Raw genomic sequence first — 21,111 nt, forward strand, 5'->3', positions numbered from 1 at the left:
TCACGTGTTAGTAACACGGACAAAATTGAGTGATGTTGGAATTATATTAGAACGATGAAAATCATATCCGATCAGAAACTAATACGCCTTATCAAAGTAGCCCCTGTTCTGGTCGTAGGCATTTTTATCGTATTGCTCAGCACTGTCATTATTTATAACAACCATACAAAAGCTAACAGCGATATAGCCTCCTTGCGCAACAACTTCATGGACCTTCAAAAAGCGGTGGCTAAAAGCCAAGTGACTCAGGTTTTTCAAGATATTCAATTTGAGAAAAGCAAAATAGAGAGCACATTAAAAGATAATATAAAACAGCGTGTTAGTGAGGCATACGCTATTACAGAGAGCATTTACCAACAACACAAAGACAAAACTGAAGCCGAAGTAACACGGTTGATAACCGATAGTTTACGTAGCATTTCTTTTAATGGCGGGCGAGGCTACTTCTTTATCTACAAAACCAATGGCCTCAATGTTATGCACCCCTTACTTCCACACATGGAAGGCACCTCCAAATGGGATTTGCAGGATATCAGGGGGCGTTACATCGTTCGAGAAATGGGCCAACGGGTAAAAGAAAATAATGAAAGCTTTTATCGTTGGTGGTTTGTGAAGCCACAAGATAAAACCCAAGAGTTTGAAAAAATAGGCTTTGGTAAGTACTTCGCCCCTTATGACTGGTTCATCGGCACTGGCGAATACATTGCTGATGTTGAAAATGATATAAAAGAGAAATTATTAAGGCGAATTGACAATATTCGTTACAGTGAAAATGGCTATGTGTTCGTCATTGACTACCAAGGAAATTATCTTTCTCATTTCAAGAAATCATTGGTTGGAACAAATAACATCGACGGAAGAGGGGCTAACGGTTTTCCGTTTGTTCGCAAAATTATTCAAACAGCACAACAAGGTGGAGACTATGTTAAATACATCGGCTCCATTATGCCAACAACGGGCAAGCCGGCAAAAAAAATAAGCTATGTGACAGGCATTCCTGACTGGAATTGGGCCATTGGCACCGGGGTTTATATCAATGAAATTGAGAATTACCTCACAGAAAGAGCCATAACCATACAAGCTCAAAATAAAGATGAACTGCAGAAAATATTATTGCTTAGCTTTTTAGCTACGCTCATTCTAATTTTTGTTTTGATATATATTAGTCGTAATATTTCTAGTCGATTTGAAAAGTTTCATCAGCACATCGTTAGTAATATTGACGAACTTGAGCACACTAAAAATCAACTCCATTATGTTGCTCATCATGATGCGCTCACTCAACTCCCTAATCGACTGTTACTTGAGGAGCGCATTGCACAAGGTATAGAGTTGTCAAAACGTAACAATTTACAACTAGCACTCATGTTTGTTGATCTAGATGACTTCAAAAAAATAAATGATTTATATGGCCATTCGGTTGGAGATGAACTGCTTCAGGCTGTTAGTCACGAGTTTGAAAGCGTTCTGGAATTAGGTGACAGTATCACCCGATTTGGAGGAGATGAGTTTATTTTTTGTTTCCCCGAATTACAAGATTTACGCGCAGCTGAGCTCAAGGTTGAGCAAATCCAAAAGATTTTCAGCACACCATTCTCTATTGCAGGAAAAGTTATCCACTCCAGCTGCAGCATAGGCGTGACAATGTTCCCTGACGACGGCGAAGATCCAGAGAAGCTGATAAGTAAATCCGATATTGTGCTATACAAATCCAAAGCGAGCCAAAAAGGAGGTTTTTTATTCTTTAATAGAGATATCAACAAACAAGTACGTAAAGATTTACAGCTAGAGACAGCGCTTCGATTAGCGTTAATAAATGATGAGATCAGTGTCGTATATCAACCTCAAATTAACATTCAAAGCGGGAAATTACACGGGGTTGAAGCATTGGTGCGTTGGAACAATGAGCACCTAGGGCAAGTTTCGCCCGTAGACTTTATCGGCATTGCAGAAGATACCGGTTTAATTCATGAAATAGGCATGTTCGTGCTTAACAAATCTTTATCCGATATTAGCGATTTTAACAAAAACCGAAAACACGCTATTGACCTCTCGGTTAACTTATCTCCAAAACAACTAAGTGCTCCAGAATTTATAGACAAGTTAGTCGCTAGCGCGAACAACCACACTCTACGCCATCAACAAATCACTCTTGAAATTACTGAAAATTTACTCATTGAAGATCTGGCTTATGTATCACCCTTATTGCAGAAAATAAGAGATCTTGGCTTCAACCTGTCGCTTGATGATTTCGGTACTGGATACTCATCTCTCAGCTACTTGAGCAATTTACCTATCAATGAAATAAAGATAGACCGCACTTTTGTAGACAAACTGTTAACCAGTAATGAAAGCGATAACTTGGTAAGAGCTATTATTGCAATAGGAGGGTCATACCAACTCACCATGATAGCAGAAGGGGTTGAAACAGCAGAGCAACTCGCCCAGCTAAGCAGTTATCATTGCCATATCGCTCAAGGCTATTATTTTGACAGGCCTCTCTCGTTACATGAACTATCGAGAAAATACACAAGCACAGCAATCGACTAGCTTTACATAAGCGGGCAAGTGCTTGCCCATATCACCAATGGTAACCTTAAAAAAGTACCCGTATATAAATGCTTACTTTATACTCACCTAATACCGATATCTGATTTATTTCTATTCATTTCACCCATATATATTTGGAACTAGTAAGCCAATGCAACTGGAAAACATTAATAAGGCCCGTTACAACAAACACATTAAAATAACTTTCATCGCCATATGTATTTTCATGCTAACTGTCTCGCTAACGGTTTCTACCCTTCTCATTCATTTTTGGGGCGGCCCAGAAGGAGAAAATCTACACTGGAATATAACAGGTGTAGTGATTGCTGCTCTTATCATGGCGCAAATACTGATTACTTATAAACAACACCCTTTTCTTTACGAAGCCGTCTACATACGCAAAGTAAAAGCAGAGCTCAATCAGATTTATAGAAAGCAACGTAAAATTAAGGAAGCAGCAGCCGAGGGCGATGCGCGGGCCATGGCAATTTTAGATTTCAGTTATCGCGCATCTAGGCATGTGTTCGAATTAGATAACAACACCATCACACTCGATGACCTCACTAAAAACCAAAATGATTTGCTAACATTGCAACAGAAATTTGATATCGAAGATCTCGCTGCTTATCAATCAGAATGGGTTAAAGAATACTAATCGACAGTTTTCATCGGTTAACAAAGTAAATGGAGAATGATGTGGATATACCTAATGCATTTATCAATGAGTGGAATGTACTGCAGACTCAGTCAGATGCTTATGAAAAACATTCGCTGTATATTAAGCTATTGGGTATTGCCATTACAGCTTGCGCAACGTTAATTCAAGCCAATTTACTTCTTATTCTTCTTCTCGCTACTTTATGGCTACAAGATGCTATATGGAAAACCTTCCAAGCAAGAATTTCGGAGCGTCTACTCAAAGTCGAAGCCGCATTGAGAGACAACAACGAAACGCTTAACAACGTATCACCCTGCCAACTTAATTCAGAATGGCTAGCGCAACGTTCTGGGTTTTCAGGCCTGATAAAAGAATATTTATGCCAAGCAGCCCGCCCTACTGTCGCGTTCCCGTACATCCTATTAATAGGTGTGGCGCCCTTCATTTAAGCAACCATTGAATCCATGTCATACAAATCGCAGCCAATGACTTTTGTTGGCACTGATTCAGCTTTATTCTGTCACACTAGAGTATCGTTATCATTTGGGATGTGAAACATGGGTCTGGGCTCCAAATTAAAAAATCTCATCGGTGAAGAGCTACTGGATGATATCCAGCATCAGCTTAAAGAAGTCGCTACACAGGGGCTAGATAGGCATTTGAAAATTGCCGTGACCGGACTTAGCCGTAGCGGCAAAACCGTCTTCATTACCTCTCTAGTTCACCACCTTTTAGAAGCGAACCAAAGCCGCTCTTTACCTTTTTTTGAAGTGGCCAGTGATCAGCGAATTATCAGCGTTAAAAACCTCAACAGCTCATCAGATGCTCCATTTCCCTTACAACAATCCATTCAATCTTTAGGTCAAGAACCCCCCAGTTGGCCTGAATCAACAACGGGCTTGTCTGAAGTAAAACTCGCCATAAAATATAAGCCTGCAAGCCGCCTAAAGCGCTTAGTGAATGATACCGCTACGCTATACCTCGACATCATCGACTATCCTGGTGAATGGCTACTCGACTTACCTTTACTACATTTGAACTTTGAACAGTGGTGTAATAAACAACAGCAGCTATTTACACTAGAACCTAGGGCCACATTGGCTAAGAACTGGATCGCCGCACAAAACACAGTTGACTGGTGTTCTCCCGCTGATGAGCAGCTTTTATCTGTGCTCAGTGAAGAGTACACAAAGCTATTACATCTGCTGCGTAACGATGAAAACGCATTGAGCATGATCCAGCCAGGGCGTTGCGTTTTACCAGGGGAGTTGGCATCGAGCCCTTTACTACAACTATTCCCCATTCTGCAGCCTCCTAGCTTAAGCTCTATCCCTGAAGGCTCAATGTATCAACTATTACAACAACGCTATGACGCTTATCGTGAGAAAATTGTTAAGCGATTTTACCGCGAGCATTTCTCTCGCTTTGACCGTCAAGTGGTACTTGTGGACTGCCTAAAAGCGTTGAACCATGGCAAACCATGCTTTGATGATATGAAGTTAGCACTCACTGACATACTGCAAAGCTTCAACTATGGACCATCAGGTTTCTTACGCCGGCTCTTTAGCCCACGTATAGACAAAGTACTTTTCGCTTCCTCCAAAGCTGATCATGTAACCGCTAATCAACATCATAATTTAGATAAGTTTCTTGAGCTGATTATCCAAGATGCGCAGCGAGATATTCGCTTTGAAGGCATCGATACACGTTGCATGGCACTTGCTTCTATTCGCTCAACAGAATCAGCAGAAGCCGTACTGGATGGCCAAACAATTTCTTGCTTGAAAGGAATCAATAAGACAACAAATGAAACGATGGCGCTGTTCCCAGGTGAAGTTCCTACAGAACTACCAACAGAACAAGACTGGAATAGTAGCCGCTTTCGCTTCTTAGATTTTGCGCCTAAAAAACTGCCTCAAACTGATTTAAAACCTGCACACCATATTCGACTAGACCAAGCGCTAGAGTACCTAACAGGAGATATATTCTGATGAGCGACCAACCAGAATGGAAAGAGCCTGTACTGATAGACCCTGCTAACTTGCAAAAGCAGCCAGATACGGAGTCGGAATCTCCCAAAGCACAAGAAATTCCGCTGCACTCCATATCAGTTGTAACTGAAGATAATGACGACGCTCAGGATAAAAATCAGCAATCAAACACGCACAAAAAGCGCAGCCACTGGACAACTTTATTTACAGTATCAATTACGCTGTTACTATCCGCAGGGGTCATTGGCGAAGTATACCGTCTTATTAACTGGGGGTTTATAACACACCCCGCGCTTGGTATCGCTTTTAGCACATTAACCGGTATAACCTTTATCAGTGGCTTGCTCTGGGTATGGCAAAGCTTTAAAGGGTTACGTCAGCTTAAGCAGACAGAAGCTCTACATTTCGAAGCCGAAGCACTCCGTGATCAAAAAACTCACGGACAAGCAGTTCCTTTATTAAAAAAACTCGATAGCTACTATGAAAACACACCCATCAACCAATCATTTAAAGAAGCGCTACGACAGGTAGACTCAGCCTATAATGATGGCGAAATTATCCGTTATATATCCCAGCACGCATTAAAAGAGCAAGATGAGGCCGCACGCCGCTGCGTTCATCGATACAGTGTACAGTCCGGCATCATGGTCGCCCTTAGCCCCTATGCAACATTTGATATGTGGTTGGTAGGTTGGAGAAATTTAAAAATGCTTCGCGAAGTCACTGATATTTATGGCATTTCAACCGGGGCAACAACACAGTGGAGCCTGCTCAAAAAAGTATTACATAACATTGCTTTTGCTGGACTGAGCGAGATGACTATTCACGCAAGTTCTCACATTTTAGGAAACTCAATAACGACATCTATTTCAGCAAGGGCTGGACAAGGTATTGGGGCAGGGTTGTTTACTGCGCGCTCAGGCTTACAGGCCATAAAAATATGCAGGCCGCTTCCTCAAGAGCAAAGTGAGCAGTTACAGCTATCGTCAGTTACTCAATCCATTTTGCGTGATATTAAGAACTAGAATCAACCATATTCGCTAATAGCCTAGCTACTTACTCAGTTATTGACTCTCATCAACTATGAGTCTAGGTTGTTACTATAACATATGGGCTTTATTTTCTGAACGCAAGCTGAACGAATGAATGGATAACTTTCACAGGCTAACCTTACAGTCTATTTGCTCTGGCACACTCGTATCGGTAGTTACCGATAAATCGGTATCAGACATTCTTCGCCTAATGAGAGAAAAGAGGCTAAGTTCTCTTATAGTGCTCGATGCCTCAGAAAAGCTAGTTGGTATTATAACCGAACGCGATATCATCCACACAGCTAGCGCGACAGACATCAGTCAATTATTAGCAGCCGATATTATGACATCCCTTGTCATATCTGCTCCCTCTGATATGCAGTATTATGAAGCCTACAACTTACTCACTAAACATAACATTAGGCATTTAGTGGTTGTTGATGAGAAAGGGAAGCCTATAGGCGTCGCTACACCTACCGATTTCATTCATCATCTTGGTATTGAATACCTGATGGAGGTCAAATATGTTGATAATGTCACTGACCACAAGCTTCACTTTATAGCTGCAAACATCAGCCTCAAAGAAGCATTCAAACTATTCTCAAAGAGCGGAACCAACTGCCTTCTCATTGGCTCCCGTAAAAACGTACAAGGCATTCTGACTGAAAAAGACATTGTACGGATACTCGACGAAAAAGTAGACATCGACACCACGACTGTCCAGTCGGTCATGAACTTCCCTGTTTTAAGCGTTGCCTACGGCACCCCTTTAAGTGAAGCTCGAGCAAAGATGATTGATCATGGCTGCCATCGCTTACTCGTGACAGATGAGCATGGTTTTGCCGCCGGTCTCATTACTCGAAAAGGGCTCATCAGCGGCCTTGAATCTCGTTATATATCCTTATTACAAGAGTCAATTCTCAAGTTAAACTATGATCTTGCGGTTGCAGAAAAGGAGATCCAAGAAAGTCATTTTGCCCAAGCCTTAGAGCATGTCGCTGCCCGCATGCTAAACGCTACCGATATCAATACGCTATTCGCTGAATCCATTACCGATTTATGCCGAGTGCTCAACGCTGACCGAGTGAGTTTACTGCTTGCCAATGATGTTGAATTCTCATCAGCCACTATCCTTTATGAAAGCTGCTCACCTGAATTTACCGGTGCCTCAGATATATCAGACCAAATACCTTTTACAAAAGAAATGAGAGAAGAGGCTCAAAAAACACTTAAGCAGCATAGCATTTATATTGATCATGACTCACCAGATTCACCGAAACACGATCTTTATCAGCACTGGGATATTAAAACAATATATAGCGCTCCTATACGCACCAAACAAACCAATCCTGCCATTCTCTATGTGCAGTATTGTAAAGAACCGCACGAACCGTCGGCTTCTGAAATACGTTTATTACAAGAGTTTACCGCCTACTTTTCTTCCGCGATGACAAGCCAGTATTTACAAGAACGCTTAAGCCAAGATATTAAAACACGAGAAGAAGCCGAGCAGCATTTACAAGCGATTTTGCAAACACTGCCTCATGGGATTCAAGAAATTGACCTTAACGGGCGTATTATCTTTAGCAATCCTGCCTATCATGTCATTCTAGGCTACGAGGCTGGAGAGCTGGCTGGAAAGTATATTTGGGACCTGTCTTTCAGTGAAAAACATAAAGCCAATACCAAAGCACTCTTCAAGAAAACACTACACGAACAACCAACACCTTTTCCAATTGAGACAACCAGTGCCCATAAAAATGGGAGCCCTGTTGATATACGTATTAACTGGTCTTATCAGTATGACCAAGCAGGAAAGCTAACCGGGTTTTTATCAGTCATTACTGATATCACCCAAAAGAACATCGTTGAAAATGAGTTACTCATTAAAGACCGAGCGGTTCGATCGACCCAAGACGGAATACTGATTACCTCTGCTCTGCACGACTTTCCCATTATTTATGCCAACCCCGCTATTGAGGAAATGACTGGCTATTCCCAAGAAGAGCTTTTGGGGAAAAATTGCCGGTTTATGCAAAATGAGGACAGGGAGCAACCGGCTCTAGACATCATAAGAGAAGCATTAGAAAAAGGCGGGTCATGCTCAGTTGAGCTACGTAATTATAAGAAATGTGGTCAGCTATTTTGGGTGAAAATACGTATATCACCTGTTTACAATGATTCGGGGATACTTACTCATTTTATCGGCGTACAAAGAGATGTAACAGAAAGTAAAGCAGCACGAAAAGCGTTAGAAGACAGTGAAAGAAAGTACCAAGCATTTTTTGAAGACTCCAACGATGCAATTCTCGCTTTAAACCCACAAGACTGGAGTGTCATTGAAGTTAACCCCAAAGCAAACCAAATGTTTGGTTTTAGCGAGCGAACGGCGCAGCCAGTAAATACTGGCGAAATAGAAAAACAACTTCAGCCAACCGTTATAATTACTGAATTAAGCCCTTTCAAAAATACCGTCTTCGATAACATGTTAACCGCTTTTAGCAAGGGAGATAAAAGCTTTCAGGGTCATGGGTATTGCGTATCTTGCTCGGGTCAGCGTATACCTGTTGAGATTTCAGCCACTCAAATAGCTATCAAAAACCAACAAATGGTCATTGCAACCTTACATGATCAGAGCTTTCAAGTAGATGCAGAAGAACGCTTACAGCAGTCTGCCGTAGTATTTGAAAATAGCTTAGAAGGCGTAGTCATTACCGATCCTTTTACCCGCATCATTTCTATCAACAAAGCATTTGAAAATATTACGGGATACAGTGAAAAGGATGTTTTGGGGGAAAAGCCAGCCATTCTTCGATCTGGACGTCATACCTCTGAGTTTTACCATAACATGTGGTCCGAGATACGTAATAACCGACAATGGACAGGAGAAATATGGAACCGCCGTAAGAATGGCGAAATCTATCCTCAATTACTCACTATTACCGCTATTGTGAATAAACAAAGTGAAGTACAAAACTATGTGGCTGTTTTTTCAGACGTCTCTGCATTGAAAGCATCACAACAAGCACTAGAACATCAGGCGCATTATGACTCGCTCACAGGTCTGCCTAATAAGTTACTGTTAGAAGCGCGTGTATTACACCTTCTGGAGCATCAGAAGCACTCTGGCGGGCAATTTGCTGTACTATTTTTAGATCTCGACCATTTCAAAAATATCAATGACAGTTTAGGCCATGTAGTCGGTGACGAACTACTCGTTGCGGTTACTGATAGGCTTACGCAATGTATACGCAAAGATGACACACTTGCACGCCTTGGGGGTGATGAGTTTGTCTTTATTATGGAAGACATTCACCAAGTCAAAGAATCAGCGCTAATGGCTGAAAAAATCATTGACCAATTTACCCTTCCCTTCTTTATTGCCGATCAAGAAATATACATCTCAGTCAGTATTGGTATTAGCCTAACGTCAATCAATAACGAAACATACGACGAACTTATCAGTAACGCAGATGCGGCCATGTTCCAAGCAAAAGCTGAAGGACGAAATACCTACCAATACTACTCGAAAGAAATGACCAGCATAGCGTTTGAACGGTTAAGTTTTGAAGCGATGATGAGGCACTCTTTACAGACAAATGACTTCACTCTTTATTACCAGCCGCAATTCAGGCTAACCGATGAAAAACTTATTGGTTATGAAGCACTTATCCGTTGGCAACATCCGACACTCGGGCTAATCATGCCTGATAAATTTATTGCTATTGCAGAAGAGAGCAATATTATTTTGGCGCTTGGTGAGTGGGTACTTTTCGAAGCATGTAGAAAAGGAAAACAGCTACTTAATGAGGGTAAATCATTTGATTATATAGCCATCAACGTTTCTGTCCCTCAGCTAAAAAAAGGTGACTTTCTTACGTCAGTACAAACAGCGTTAATAGAAACAGGATTCCCTGCAAACAAGCTTGAAATAGAAATTACTGAATCATTTTTGATGGGTAACGAACTTGAAGCTACGAGGGTATTGAGTCACTTACGAAACATGGGCATAAATATCGCTATTGATGATTTTGGAACGGGTTACTCATCTCTAAATTACTTAAAGCAGTTACCTATTGATAAACTGAAAATCGATCGCTCTTTCATTCAACACCTGCCAGGTTCACATAAAGATAGAGCCATTGTGCAAACGGTTATTGCATTGGGGAAAGCGCTCTCCTTAGAAGTCATTGCTGAAGGCGTAGAAACACAAGAGCAGAAGGAGCTACTCTTATCCCTCGGGTGCTTTTCTGCCCAAGGCTACTTATATTCTAGACCACTACCCTCTGAATCAATCTAGACAATCACGACTATAGAATAAAAGCAGTGCGTTTATCTTGTGCTAAAATTAACCTGCGGCTCTAAAAGGTTTTTTCTTTTCTCCTTAATGACAGCCCCGCTAAAACATAGGGATATGTCTATCAATGTGTACGCAGCATTTATTACACACAACACGCCGGTTGTATTCATTAATCATCGCTGCTCTATTAATAGTGTTGAGCATCAGCAGCAGTGCTGCGCCCTTAGAAAAAGTATCTTTACAACTCGATTGGAAATATCAGTTTGAGTTTGCCGGCTTCATCATGGCAAAAGAAAAAGGCTTTTATCAAGAGGTAGGATTGGATGTAGAGCTACTAGAATATCAAGCAGGCTCTGATACCGTCGAGCAAGTACTTTCTCAAAAGCACAACTACGGTATACACAACTCAAGTGTCATCATTCACGACGGCGAACTAAAACCAAACGTTTTATTAGCCACCTACTACCAACAGTCTCCTCTTATTTTTGTCACGTCTAAAGAGATAAAAACACCAAAAGATTTGATTGGTAAAACAGTAATGGGTACTAATGATGAATTAAAATATAGCTCTTTAGCATTAATGCTAGACCACTTCTTCATTAACAAAAATAATACAGCACTCATTGAACACTCCTTTAATATCGATGATTTCATTCATAATAGAATAGATGCTATGAGTGCATTTCGAACCAACCAGCTATTTGAGCTCGACCGACAAGGTATCGAATACAATATTATTGATCCTGCTGATTATGGCTTTTTTATGAGTGCCGTTAACCTATTTACTTCCCAAACTGAAGCATTACAGCATCCAGAAAGAACTCAAAACTTTATTAATGCGTCAAACCGAGGCTGGGCATATGCATTAGAAAATCCACGAGAAACGATTGCTACCATTTACCAAAAATATACCCAGATAAAGTCTGTGGCCGCACTCACCTATGAAGTCGCTATCACCAAGAAAATGATGCTATTGGATTTCTTTGAAGTGGGCGCTATTAATACTGACTTAAGCCTTAGAGCCGTGAAACAGTTACACCATAGTGGGTTACTAGCGCCGAACCAGGAATTAGGCACATTTTTATTCGATGAGTTGCTTTTAAAGTACAACCACTCCCTAGTTTTCAATGAAAAACAACAGCATTACTTACAAAATAAAAAGTCCATCAACGTCTGTGTAGACCCTGATTGGATGCCTTTTGAGAGTATCAAAAACGGCAAACATGTAGGTATTGCCGCCGACATCATTTCGTCCTTTTCGTCTCAACTGCCAATACCGATTCATCTTGTCCCCACTCAAAGCTGGCAAGAATCTATTCAAAAAGCAAAAAACCGGCAATGCGATATCTTTTCAATGGCATCATACACGCCAGAACGCGCGCTCTATATGGATTTTACCGAGCCTTATACAACTTTTCCTGTAGTAATGGCGACAACCACAGAGAAATTCTTTATCAGTGACATCTCAGAAATTAGACACGAAAAAATCGGTGTTGTCGGAGGTTACTCAGTAGCAGAGAGCTTGCGTAGAGAAGTGCCAGGGATCAATATTGTAGAGGTAGAATCGATTCATGATGGGCTACAACAAGTAGAGAGTGGCCAACTCTATGGCTACATTGATAACTTAATGACCATTGGGACAGCTATACAGAAAGATTATACTGGGAGTTTAAAAATATCATCCCGGCTTGAGGATGATATATACCTCTCAATAGCCACCCGAAATGATGAGCCATTATTACAAGAAATATTTCAAAAGCTCACACAAAACATTCCCCCTGAATTAAAACAAGCAACATTCAACAAATGGGTACCCGTAACGCAGGAAGTTTCGATTGATTATTCCTTAATGTGGAAAATTATCAGTGGTTTATTTCTATTATCTCTGGGTTTTATCTACCACTACTTTCAGTTAAGAAAACTCAACCAACGCCTTAAAACACTATCGGTTACTGATAAGCTAACAGGGCTCTATAATCGAGTAAAAATGGACGATGTGTTAATTGAACAAAAAGCAGAGGTAAATCGATATAAACTTAATGCGTCCATAATACTGCTCGATATTGACTTCTTTAAGCGTGTTAACGACACCTATGGCCATGCGATGGGTGATATCGTATTAGTCGAGTTTGCTAACGTTTTACAAAACAATGTCCGTAATACTGACTATGTAGGTCGTTGGGGAGGTGAAGAATTCCTAATTATCTGCCCTCATATTGATATTGAGGAAGCAAGTAACCTTGCCGAGAAACTACTGGCAAAAATACGAGAGCACTCATACCAACATGTTGGAAAAATGACCGCCAGTGCGGGGGTCTCTAATTTTTCGCCAGACGTAACTATTAAAGAAACTCTTTATAATGCAGACCAAGCGCTTTACCAATCAAAGCAAGCAGATAGAGACAATGTCTCCGTTAAAAAGGGATGGTGTCAGGTCAGCTAGAGGCTCAACAAAAAAAGAGGGCCTAAGCCCTCAAAAGACCCAATTACAATTGAGGCTTAGAAGAAGCCCATTGGATTAATATCGTAGCTAACTAACATATTTTTAGTCTGCTGATAATGATCCAACATCATTTTGTGTGTCTCACGGCCAACACCTGATTTTTTATAACCACCAAATGCTGAATGTGCTGGATAATGGTGATAGCAGTTGGTCCACACACGACCAGCCTGAATGCCACGGCCCATACGGTATGAGCGGTTCATATCACGTGTCCATACACCGGCACCTAAACCAAACTCAGTATCGTTAGCAATCGCCAATGCTTCTGCTTCATCTTTGAAAGTAGTGACAGAAACAACTGGTCCAAAAATCTCTTCCTGGAATACACGCATACTATTGTTACCTTTCAGTAACGTTGGCTGTATGTAGTAACCGTTGTTAAGACCATCATGTAAGGTTTCAGCTGCGCCACCAGTAAGCACTTCCGCACCTTCGTTGCGACCGATTTCGAAGTAGCTCAAAATCTTATCAAACTGCTCTTGTGAAGCCTGTGCACCAACCATAACTTCAGTATCTAATGGATTACCGCGCTTAATCTGGCCAATACGCTTGATAACCATCTCGATGAATTCATCGTAGATCGATTCCTGAACCAATAAACGCGATGGGCAAGTACATACTTCACCTTGGTTAAAGAATGCTAATACTGTTCCCTCTACGCACTTACTAATGAACTCATCTTCATGGCTCATGATATCTTCGAAGTAGATGTTAGGAGACTTACCACCCAACTCCACTGTAGAAGGAATAATATTTTCTGCAGCACATTTAAGAATATGCGATCCCACTGGGGTAGAGCCTGTGAAAGCGATTTTAGCAATACGCTTGCTCGTCGCAAGTGCTTGGCCTGCTTCAGCACCGTAGCCGTTTACAACATTCAGCACACCGGCTGGCAGTAAATCACCAATAACTTCCATTAACACAAGAATTGATGCTGGAGTCTGCTCAGCAGGCTTAAGTACCACACAGTTACCCGCAACCAGTGCTGGAGCCAATTTCCAAGCAGCCATCAACAGTGGAAAATTCCAAGGAATGATCTGACCAACAACACCAAGAGGTTCATGGAAGTGATAAGCAACAGTGTTACCATCAATTTCACCAATCGAGCCTTCTTGTGCACGAATACAACCAGCATAGTAGCGGAAGTGATCAACACACAGAGGTACATCCGCATTCAGCGTTTCACGTACGGCTTTACCGTTATCCCATGTTTCGGCAACAGCCAACCTTTCTAGGTTAGCTTCAATTCGGTCGGCTATTTTAAGTAAGATATTTGAGCGCGCTGTAACAGAAGTCCCGGCCCACGCATCTTTAGCTGCATGCGCTGCATCCAGCGCTAAATTAATATCGGCTTCTGTGGAGCGAGGGATTTCACAAAAAGACTCGCCATCAACAGGTGAAACGTTTTTAAAATACTGCCCGTTAACCGGTGCAACCCATTCGCCACCGATATAGTTACCATAGCGCTCTTGAAAAGTTACAACTGAGCCTTCAGCTCCTGGCTGTGCATAAATCATCTTCTTGGCCTCTTTCTTGTTATATAAGCCCTGCCCAACCAGCAGGCGCCATTCAATTAATCACAGTTCGATATTAGCGATTCAGAAGGCAAGTCAGGTATCACCCTTTGGAAGCGAAAAACTACTACTTTAGTGCTTATATGAAAGAGACATAGGCTATAAAACCATGTATCACCACAAAAAAATCAACATGAATTTTCATACAAATTGATTATTATCAGACAGTTAATGTAATAAAACCTTTAAAAAAAGAGGTATCCTTATGCTTACTATGAGATGCACTAAAAAATGCCATAAACTAATAACCAGTAATGTGGTACTTTTTATCAAATATTTTTTGATTATTAGTACTATGAAGGGCTATTAGTTCTCTATGAAGTTATCAGACTTAGATCTTTTTATTCGTACTGCCGATAGCGGAAACATTACAGCTGCAGCCCGAGAATTAGATATATCACCCGCGGCAGCTAGTGCCGCACTGAAACGCCTAGAGCAGCAACTAGATACCAACCTGTTTATCCGCACTACTCGAAAACTACGCTTAACAGAAGCAGGTGAGCGTTATTTACCTCACTGTCGACGCGCGCTCTGCGAATTAAAAGAAGCCCAGCAAGCACTTGAACAAGATAAAACACAGCTAACTGGAGCGCTGCGTATATCTGTTTCCTCTGATTTTGGCCGCAATGCTTTATTGCCATGGCTCGATGAATTCATGCAACTACATCCCAAGCTTTCAATAAGCTTAGATGCCAGCGATAGCGTTTCTGACTTTTACCATGATCGAGTTGATATTGCGTTAAGGTATGGAAAACCAGAAGACTCATCCCTTATCGCCTTTCCCATCTGCGAATCTGATCGAGTGGTCTGCGCATCACCTGCATACATAAAAAAATACGGCACTCCAACGCACCCTAATGACCTAACCGAACACAATTGCCTTTTATATTTACTGGGCGATCGTACATACGATTTATGGAGTTTTAGGGGGGATCAGGAACTAATGCGTATCAGAGTCCAAGGTAACCGTATCTGTAATGATGCTGACCTTGTTCATCGGTGGGCAATATCAGGTCAAGGGATTGCATTTAAATCTAGGCTAGATATGGCAGAAGACCTATACGCTGGAAGAGTTGTTGAATTAATGCCTGAATTTTCAACGGAGCCAGCTAATTTATGGTTGATCTGCCCAAATAGAAAACAGGTTACCCCAGCCGTTATAATGTTTCGTGATATGTTGCGTCAACGTTGCAAAACATTACTAAAGCAATAAAAAAAAGCCTGGCTCTTTTACGAGCGCAGGCTTTTCGGTATTCCTAGTTCAAAGAGCGAACTAAAAGAACAGGCTTATCAATCAATGACTAGCTAGGTTAGCGTTTTGCTTTGGTAACTTAAACGTCCAAACCGTGCCGCCTTGATTTAAGTTTTTGATACGTTTAGCCACTTCACCGCCCCATAATGGAACGGCTCCACCCCAACCGGAAACAACAGAAATATACTGCTCGCCACCCATATCCCACGTGATTGGAGTACCGACAATCCCAGAGCCGGTGTTAAACTTGTACATCTCTTCGCCGGTTTTAGCATTAAAAGCTTTTAGATAACCTTCAGGTGTACCCATAAACACTAAGTTACCCTTAGTAACCATAGTGCCACCCCAAAGTGGTGAGTAATTCTTATAATCCCAAACCACTTTACCTGTCTTAGGATCTATCGCACGTAGCACACCAATGTAGTCTTCATTCACTGCTTTGATAGTAAAACCTGCACCTAGGTATGCTGCACCTTTCTTGTACGATACTGGCTCATTCCAGATATCCATTTCCCACTCGTTAGAAGGCACATAAAACAAGCCTGTATCTTTACTATAAGACATCGGCATCCAGTTTTTACCACCCAGGAAGGCCGGTGCGGCTGCAACCGAACTACCCTGCTTACCATCAGCCGCTGCTGCCGGGTTACCCGGACGGAACGCTTCGTTATAAATAGGACGGCCTTTGTCATCCAGTCCCTTAGCCCATGTCATTTTATCCACAAACGGGAAACCACGGATAAAGCCGCCGTTTTCACGGTTTAAGACATAGAAAAAACCGTTACGGTCAGCAGTACCCGCCGCCTTAATGGTTTTTCCATCGGCTTTGTAGTCAAAAGATATCAGCTCGTTGACGCCATCGTAGTCCCAACCATCATGTGGCGTAGTCTGAAAGTGCCATACGATTTTTCCATCGTCAGGGTCAATACCCAAGCGTGAAGAGGAAAACAGGTTATCCCCAGGGCGTAGATGTGAATTCCATGGTGCTGGGTTACCTGTACCGAAGAAGAGTAGATCTACATCAGCATCATAGGTGCCGCCTAACCATGTTGCAGCGCCACCGGTTTTCCATAAGTCGCCTGGCCAGGTTTTTCCTGCTTCACCACCCGAAATACCGTTTTCAACTTTTTTACCATCTTTCCACACATAACCCATATGGCCTTCAACCGTAGGCCGTGTCCACGCTAATTGCCCTGTTTTCGCATCATAAGCTTCTACTTTACCTACAACACCGAACTCACCACCAGAGACGCCGGTAATGACTTTGCCTTTAACAATAATTGGAGCTGCGGTTAATGAATAACCCGCTTTGTAATCTTCAACTTTCTTTTTCCATACCACTTTGCCGGTATCTTTATTCAGCGCAACTAGCTTGGCATCCAACGTACCAAAGATAACCAAATCACCGTACAAAGCGACACCACGGTTGATTACATCACAGCAAGGCATGATGGCATCAGGTAAGCGGGCATCGTATTGCCACAGCTCATCACCGGTTTGAACGTCAATAGCAAAAACACGTGAGTAAGAACCCGTTACAAACATCACACCGTCTTTAACAACAGGTTGAGATTCTTGCCCACGTTGTTTTTCACCACCAAACGAGAACGCCCAAACAGGGCGAAGATCTTTTACTGTGCTCGGGTTAACAGCAGTCAATGAGCTATAACGCTGTCCGCGTAAACCCATACCATTGGAAACTACATCTCCCGTTGTTGCTTGGTCATTCATGATGTCTTTATCAGTTACACCGGCCGAGACAACAGCAGAGAACGAGATGGCTGCGGCGAGCGTACTGATCGCGAAACCTGTGCCTAAAGTCGTTTTGTTCATCACTAGCTCCTTTACGGAATCGTTTTTTATTGTGGGGCGTTTTGGGGTGAGCCGGGAAAGCTTCCCCGAATCATGTCTCTCATTTTGAAGTTTTAGTAGATTCCAACAATTACTCCCGAGAACAACTTTTCTCGTTACTTAGTACTACTACCTGCTCCAAATAGGCAAAAAAAGACGCCACGAGGGCGCCAAAAGTCTTGCAGATGTTTGGTAGTATTAATGTGCTTAAAAAGAGGCTTCTTCGTAGCGGCCATAAAGATGAAATACCGAGCGCACAAACTCTGACCTTGTCAGCGATATATCACTAAAGCGTGCATCGATAGGTAGCGCCATAACCTCATTCATACTAAGCCCTCTTGATGCGGCACCCATTAACGTTTTATCCAGCCAATGCAGGTAATCAACCATCTGCTCTATCGCTAAACCTGTTGTATCCACCGGCCCATGGCCTGGCACAAGCGTAGTGTATTGCAAGTTTTTAAGTTGCTCTAAATTGGCTACCCACACACTTAAGCTAGGTGTATGTGGTGTTGTTAAAGCGCGTTGAAAAAACACAATATCCGAAGCAAAAAGTACTCCTGTCGTTTCATCTAACATAAGCAGGTCGGCACCGCTGTGCCCCATCATTTTGTAAAAACGAAAACGATGGTTGCCCACCTCCATCAGCGACATTGCAACGATATCTAACGGATCAGTCGGTAACTGCACTTCAGTAGATCGCATCCAATCCCCTACCAAGCGATACATATTCTCAGCGAAAGCATTACCCTGCTGTGCTATAAGTTTACCGGTTTCGGGCAAGGCCCAAATTTTTGTATCACTAAATGCCTGATTTCCCAGAAAGTGATCTGGATGGTGGTGACTATTAAACACATGAATAACAGGCTTATCTGTAACAGAGCCAATGGCTTGGAGCATTGCCTCTCCATAACGCTTAGAGGGCCCTGTATCAAAAACCACCACACCTTCAGCGGTCACAATAAAAGCCGTATTGACAATATTACCGCCATTTTCTCGCGAGAAATCTTCCAACTTACCTTGAAGTAACCAGGTATCATCCGCAATTTTCTGGGGTTCAAGCGAATAGGCCAATTTGGCCGCAAATACAGAACAAGAAAGACCAACCAACAAGAAGCATAGCAAACACTGTAACTTATTCATTGATACCTCCTAGAGCGGCTGCTCAAACTCATTGCCATTATTATCTCGCAGCCATAAGCGATGCTGCGCACTTGGTTGAGTGACATCAAAAGAAAAAACCGGGTTTTCGCTAACCGGTTGTGACAGGTCCATTTTTACCAATGCATCTCCCTGTGCATCACGCAATTCAAGCTGCTGTAGATAAAACTCTGGAATAGCACCCACCAGCCCGGTATCCATAGGGTGCACCACTTTGAACTTATAACGGCCGAACGTTTTTCGTTGGAATTTTTTAGCGCTAATTTCGCCTAGGTGGCTCTCCCAATAAGGGCTAGCGTTAGCCACACTGGGTGTTGTGCAACCACCACCCGCCGCATCTAAGTAAGTGGAACCTATTAACCAATGACCATTTCTCGTTAAGACAGCCGCACGAATAGGCGTAGCCTGTTGTACCTTGATACGTAAAGAAACGTTAGGTTTTACATCTTTAAGTGGGTAATAAGTATAAATATGTTGAATGGGATTTAAGTCTGCCCATACCACGATTTTTTCTATTTTTTCAGATAACCCAGTGGCATCAACCGTCACCGGTACTTGAGTAGGATCTTCAGCAAAAGGAGGGACCAAAACAATAATGCGATCATCGAATTGATATGGCGTATCGCCTAAAAAAACATGACGTAAATAGTCCCACATAGGAGACTGAAGAGGGTCATCAGAAGCATACAGCGCCGGGCTCGCTATAAAAAAACAGAGCAACAGAGTTATACGACACATGATCACATTAATAAAATGCATCTAAACCTCCTAATGACACTCAAAGCGGATAGCCGCCAACAACCTTCCACTATTGTATTTCTTGATACAGCCCCGGCAGCTCGTACGTTAACCCATACTTGCTAAACAGTGTTTCCATTTCTCCTGAGCGCACCATGCCATCAACAACTTCTTCGATGGCGTAGCCTAGCTGTCGGTATGTACTTTTTACAGCCATACCCACATCCCATTTTTGTTTGCCCATCGATGGAAAGCCATTTTCAGCTATCTGGTAACGCGGATCATTCGCCAAAAATAACAGATGATCAATCTCTGAGCGCATCGCCATCACTGCATCAACCTTGCCTTCCTGCATGGCGCTAAAGGCTTTACGTGCGTTGCCATAATGATGAACATTTTTTCGCATACGCCCCCGAAAGCCCGATGTTAGATAAAAATCAGGCAGGCTGTCTATCTCGACACCTATCGGGTAATACTGGAAAACAGCCATGGTTTTTACTGCTTCTATCTTTTCGGCATCAAACGAAACCCGCCAAGATTCACGCTGATATGGCCCAAACATAACGACCTGCTCATTCACCATTTCACCGGTCTGGGTATCTTGTCGATAAGCAAACTCACGATCATACGGAACTCGCATCATCACATCAGCGAGCTTTTTCATCGCCAATGGATTTTCTGTATTCTTGTCGAGATAATGACCTTTCCAAACGTTGTTACGCAGGTCATCTTCCAGATTTTCGTCTGGCGTAATCCAGTGCAACTTCAGTTCAAGATCAAATGCGGCGGCTATTGCTTTACCCAGCTCGATATCAACACCTTTAGGCTGACCATCGACAAGATAAGAATAGGGAGGAAAATCATGATAAACACCAACCGTAAGATGCCTTGAGGCAATCACGTCATCGTATGCTCGCGCTTGCACCTGCCCGGATAACACCAGACAGATACTTATTGCCAGTACGCAGAGCTTACTCATCAACACTGACCGATTCTAACCAAGTACGGATCGCCCATAACGCTTCTTGACTCAGGTAATCTGCCATTTTCGGCATGTAAACAGCACCATCACGTACGGCGCCATTTACTACACGATATTGATACCACTCATCACCTTCAAGACCGGCCTCGAGCATTCGTAAATCAGGCGCGATGCCGCCAGAAATACCTTCCAGCCCATGACAACGAGCGCAGTTCTGGTTGTAGGCCGAACTACCAATTTTAATAGCCTGTGCATTCTTTTCATAAGGAGGTCGGTATGGGTTTTCATCCAACCACTCTTCACCCAGTGGATCTAATCCCTCTATATCAACACCTTGAGGTGTCACATCTCCATGTGCCATCGCTTGAGTTGAAAGACCCGAACAAAACACGAATGCAGCCGTCGATAGTAATAGTTTGTTTTTCAGGAACATCAGATTCACCACTTTTTTGTTTTCACGACACACATGCCGGTTTTAACTGGCAGTGTTTCACTCTTCTTCAAATAATGACGCAAGCCT

General features: G+C 42.4%; 14 protein-coding genes. 8 read left to right on the plus strand and 6 right to left on the minus strand.

Features of this window, described 5'->3' with window-relative positions:
- The first annotated feature begins 54 nt into the window (after positions 1 to 54).
- The 7 genes from QZZ55_RS14275 to QZZ55_RS14305 all read left to right on the plus strand — a co-directional run bounded on the left by QZZ55_RS14275 (position 55) and on the right by QZZ55_RS14305 (position 12,973).
- Positions 55 to 2,550 (plus strand): cache domain-containing protein, encoded by a 2,496-nt coding sequence (locus QZZ55_RS14275; protein WP_293268016.1) that lies wholly within the window; start codon positions 55 to 57, stop codon positions 2,548 to 2,550.
- A gap of 151 nt (positions 2,551 to 2,701) precedes the next feature.
- Entirely contained in the window at positions 2,702 to 3,205 is a 504-nt protein-coding gene (locus QZZ55_RS14280) for a DUF3087 family protein (RefSeq protein ID WP_293268017.1), read from the plus strand.
- Positions 3,206 to 3,246: 41 nt separating this feature from the next.
- Entirely contained in the window at positions 3,247 to 3,657 is a 411-nt protein-coding gene (locus tag QZZ55_RS14285; RefSeq protein ID WP_293268018.1) for a hypothetical protein, read from the plus strand.
- 108 nt (positions 3,658 to 3,765) lie between these two features.
- On the plus strand, positions 3,766 to 5,199 hold the full coding sequence (locus QZZ55_RS14290; protein WP_293268019.1) for a YcjX family protein: 1,434 nt from the start codon (positions 3,766 to 3,768) through the stop codon (positions 5,197 to 5,199).
- Complete coding sequence (locus QZZ55_RS14295; RefSeq protein ID WP_293268020.1) at positions 5,199 to 6,224, plus strand: TIGR01620 family protein; 1,026 nt, start codon at positions 5,199 to 5,201, stop codon at positions 6,222 to 6,224. The genes QZZ55_RS14290 and QZZ55_RS14295 overlap by 1 nt, the downstream gene beginning before the upstream one ends.
- A 121-nt stretch (positions 6,225 to 6,345) precedes the next feature.
- A complete protein-coding gene (locus tag QZZ55_RS14300) occupies positions 6,346 to 10,530 on the plus strand; it encodes an EAL domain-containing protein (RefSeq protein WP_293268022.1) in 4,185 nt (1,394 codons plus the stop codon).
- A 124-nt stretch (positions 10,531 to 10,654) separates the two neighbouring features.
- Positions 10,655 to 12,973: a diguanylate cyclase gene (locus tag QZZ55_RS14305; protein ID WP_293268024.1), complete on the plus strand. Its 2,319-nt coding sequence runs from the start codon at positions 10,655 to 10,657 to the stop codon at positions 12,971 to 12,973.
- Positions 12,974 to 13,029: 56 nt separating this feature from the next.
- On the opposite strand, the gene QZZ55_RS14310 is transcribed toward QZZ55_RS14305, so the two are convergent.
- On the minus strand, positions 13,030 to 14,550 hold the full coding sequence (locus QZZ55_RS14310) for an aldehyde dehydrogenase family protein (protein ID WP_293268025.1): 1,521 nt from the start codon (positions 14,548 to 14,550) through the stop codon (positions 13,030 to 13,032).
- 373 nt (positions 14,551 to 14,923) lie between these two features.
- Here QZZ55_RS14310 and QZZ55_RS14315 point away from each other — a divergent pair, with 373 nt between their 5' ends.
- On the plus strand, positions 14,924 to 15,820 hold the full coding sequence (locus QZZ55_RS14315; protein WP_293268026.1) for a LysR family transcriptional regulator: 897 nt from the start codon (positions 14,924 to 14,926) through the stop codon (positions 15,818 to 15,820).
- Positions 15,821 to 15,901: 81 nt separating this feature from the next.
- Here QZZ55_RS14315 and QZZ55_RS14320 read toward each other — a convergent pair whose 3' ends face one another.
- From QZZ55_RS14320 to pedF, 5 genes are all read right to left on the minus strand, one after another.
- Positions 15,902 to 17,692 (minus strand): PQQ-dependent methanol/ethanol family dehydrogenase, encoded by a 1,791-nt coding sequence (locus tag QZZ55_RS14320; protein WP_293268027.1) that lies wholly within the window; start codon positions 17,690 to 17,692, stop codon positions 15,902 to 15,904.
- 225 nt (positions 17,693 to 17,917) lie between these two features.
- Complete coding sequence (locus QZZ55_RS14325) at positions 17,918 to 18,853, minus strand: quinoprotein relay system zinc metallohydrolase 1 (RefSeq protein WP_293268028.1); 936 nt, start codon at positions 18,851 to 18,853, stop codon at positions 17,918 to 17,920.
- A gap of 9 nt (positions 18,854 to 18,862) precedes the next feature.
- Complete coding sequence (locus tag QZZ55_RS14330; protein WP_293268029.1) at positions 18,863 to 19,630, minus strand: quinoprotein dehydrogenase-associated SoxYZ-like carrier; 768 nt, start codon at positions 19,628 to 19,630, stop codon at positions 18,863 to 18,865.
- 49 nt (positions 19,631 to 19,679) lie between these two features.
- The gene (locus tag QZZ55_RS14335; protein ID WP_293268030.1) at positions 19,680 to 20,588 is read right to left on the minus strand and encodes a transporter substrate-binding domain-containing protein; all 909 of its coding nucleotides are present in this window, start codon (positions 20,586 to 20,588) and stop codon (positions 19,680 to 19,682) included.
- Positions 20,581 to 20,952: a cytochrome c-550 PedF gene (gene pedF, locus QZZ55_RS14340; protein WP_293268032.1), complete on the minus strand. Its 372-nt coding sequence runs from the start codon at positions 20,950 to 20,952 to the stop codon at positions 20,581 to 20,583. Before pedF ends, QZZ55_RS14335 begins: the two co-directional genes overlap by 8 nt.
- Positions 20,953 to 21,111: the final 159 nt, after the last annotated feature.

Origin of the sequence: Neptunomonas sp., from assembly GCF_016744175.1 — a bacterium.
Taxonomy (GTDB): Bacteria; Pseudomonadota; Gammaproteobacteria; order Pseudomonadales; family Balneatricaceae; genus Neptunomonas.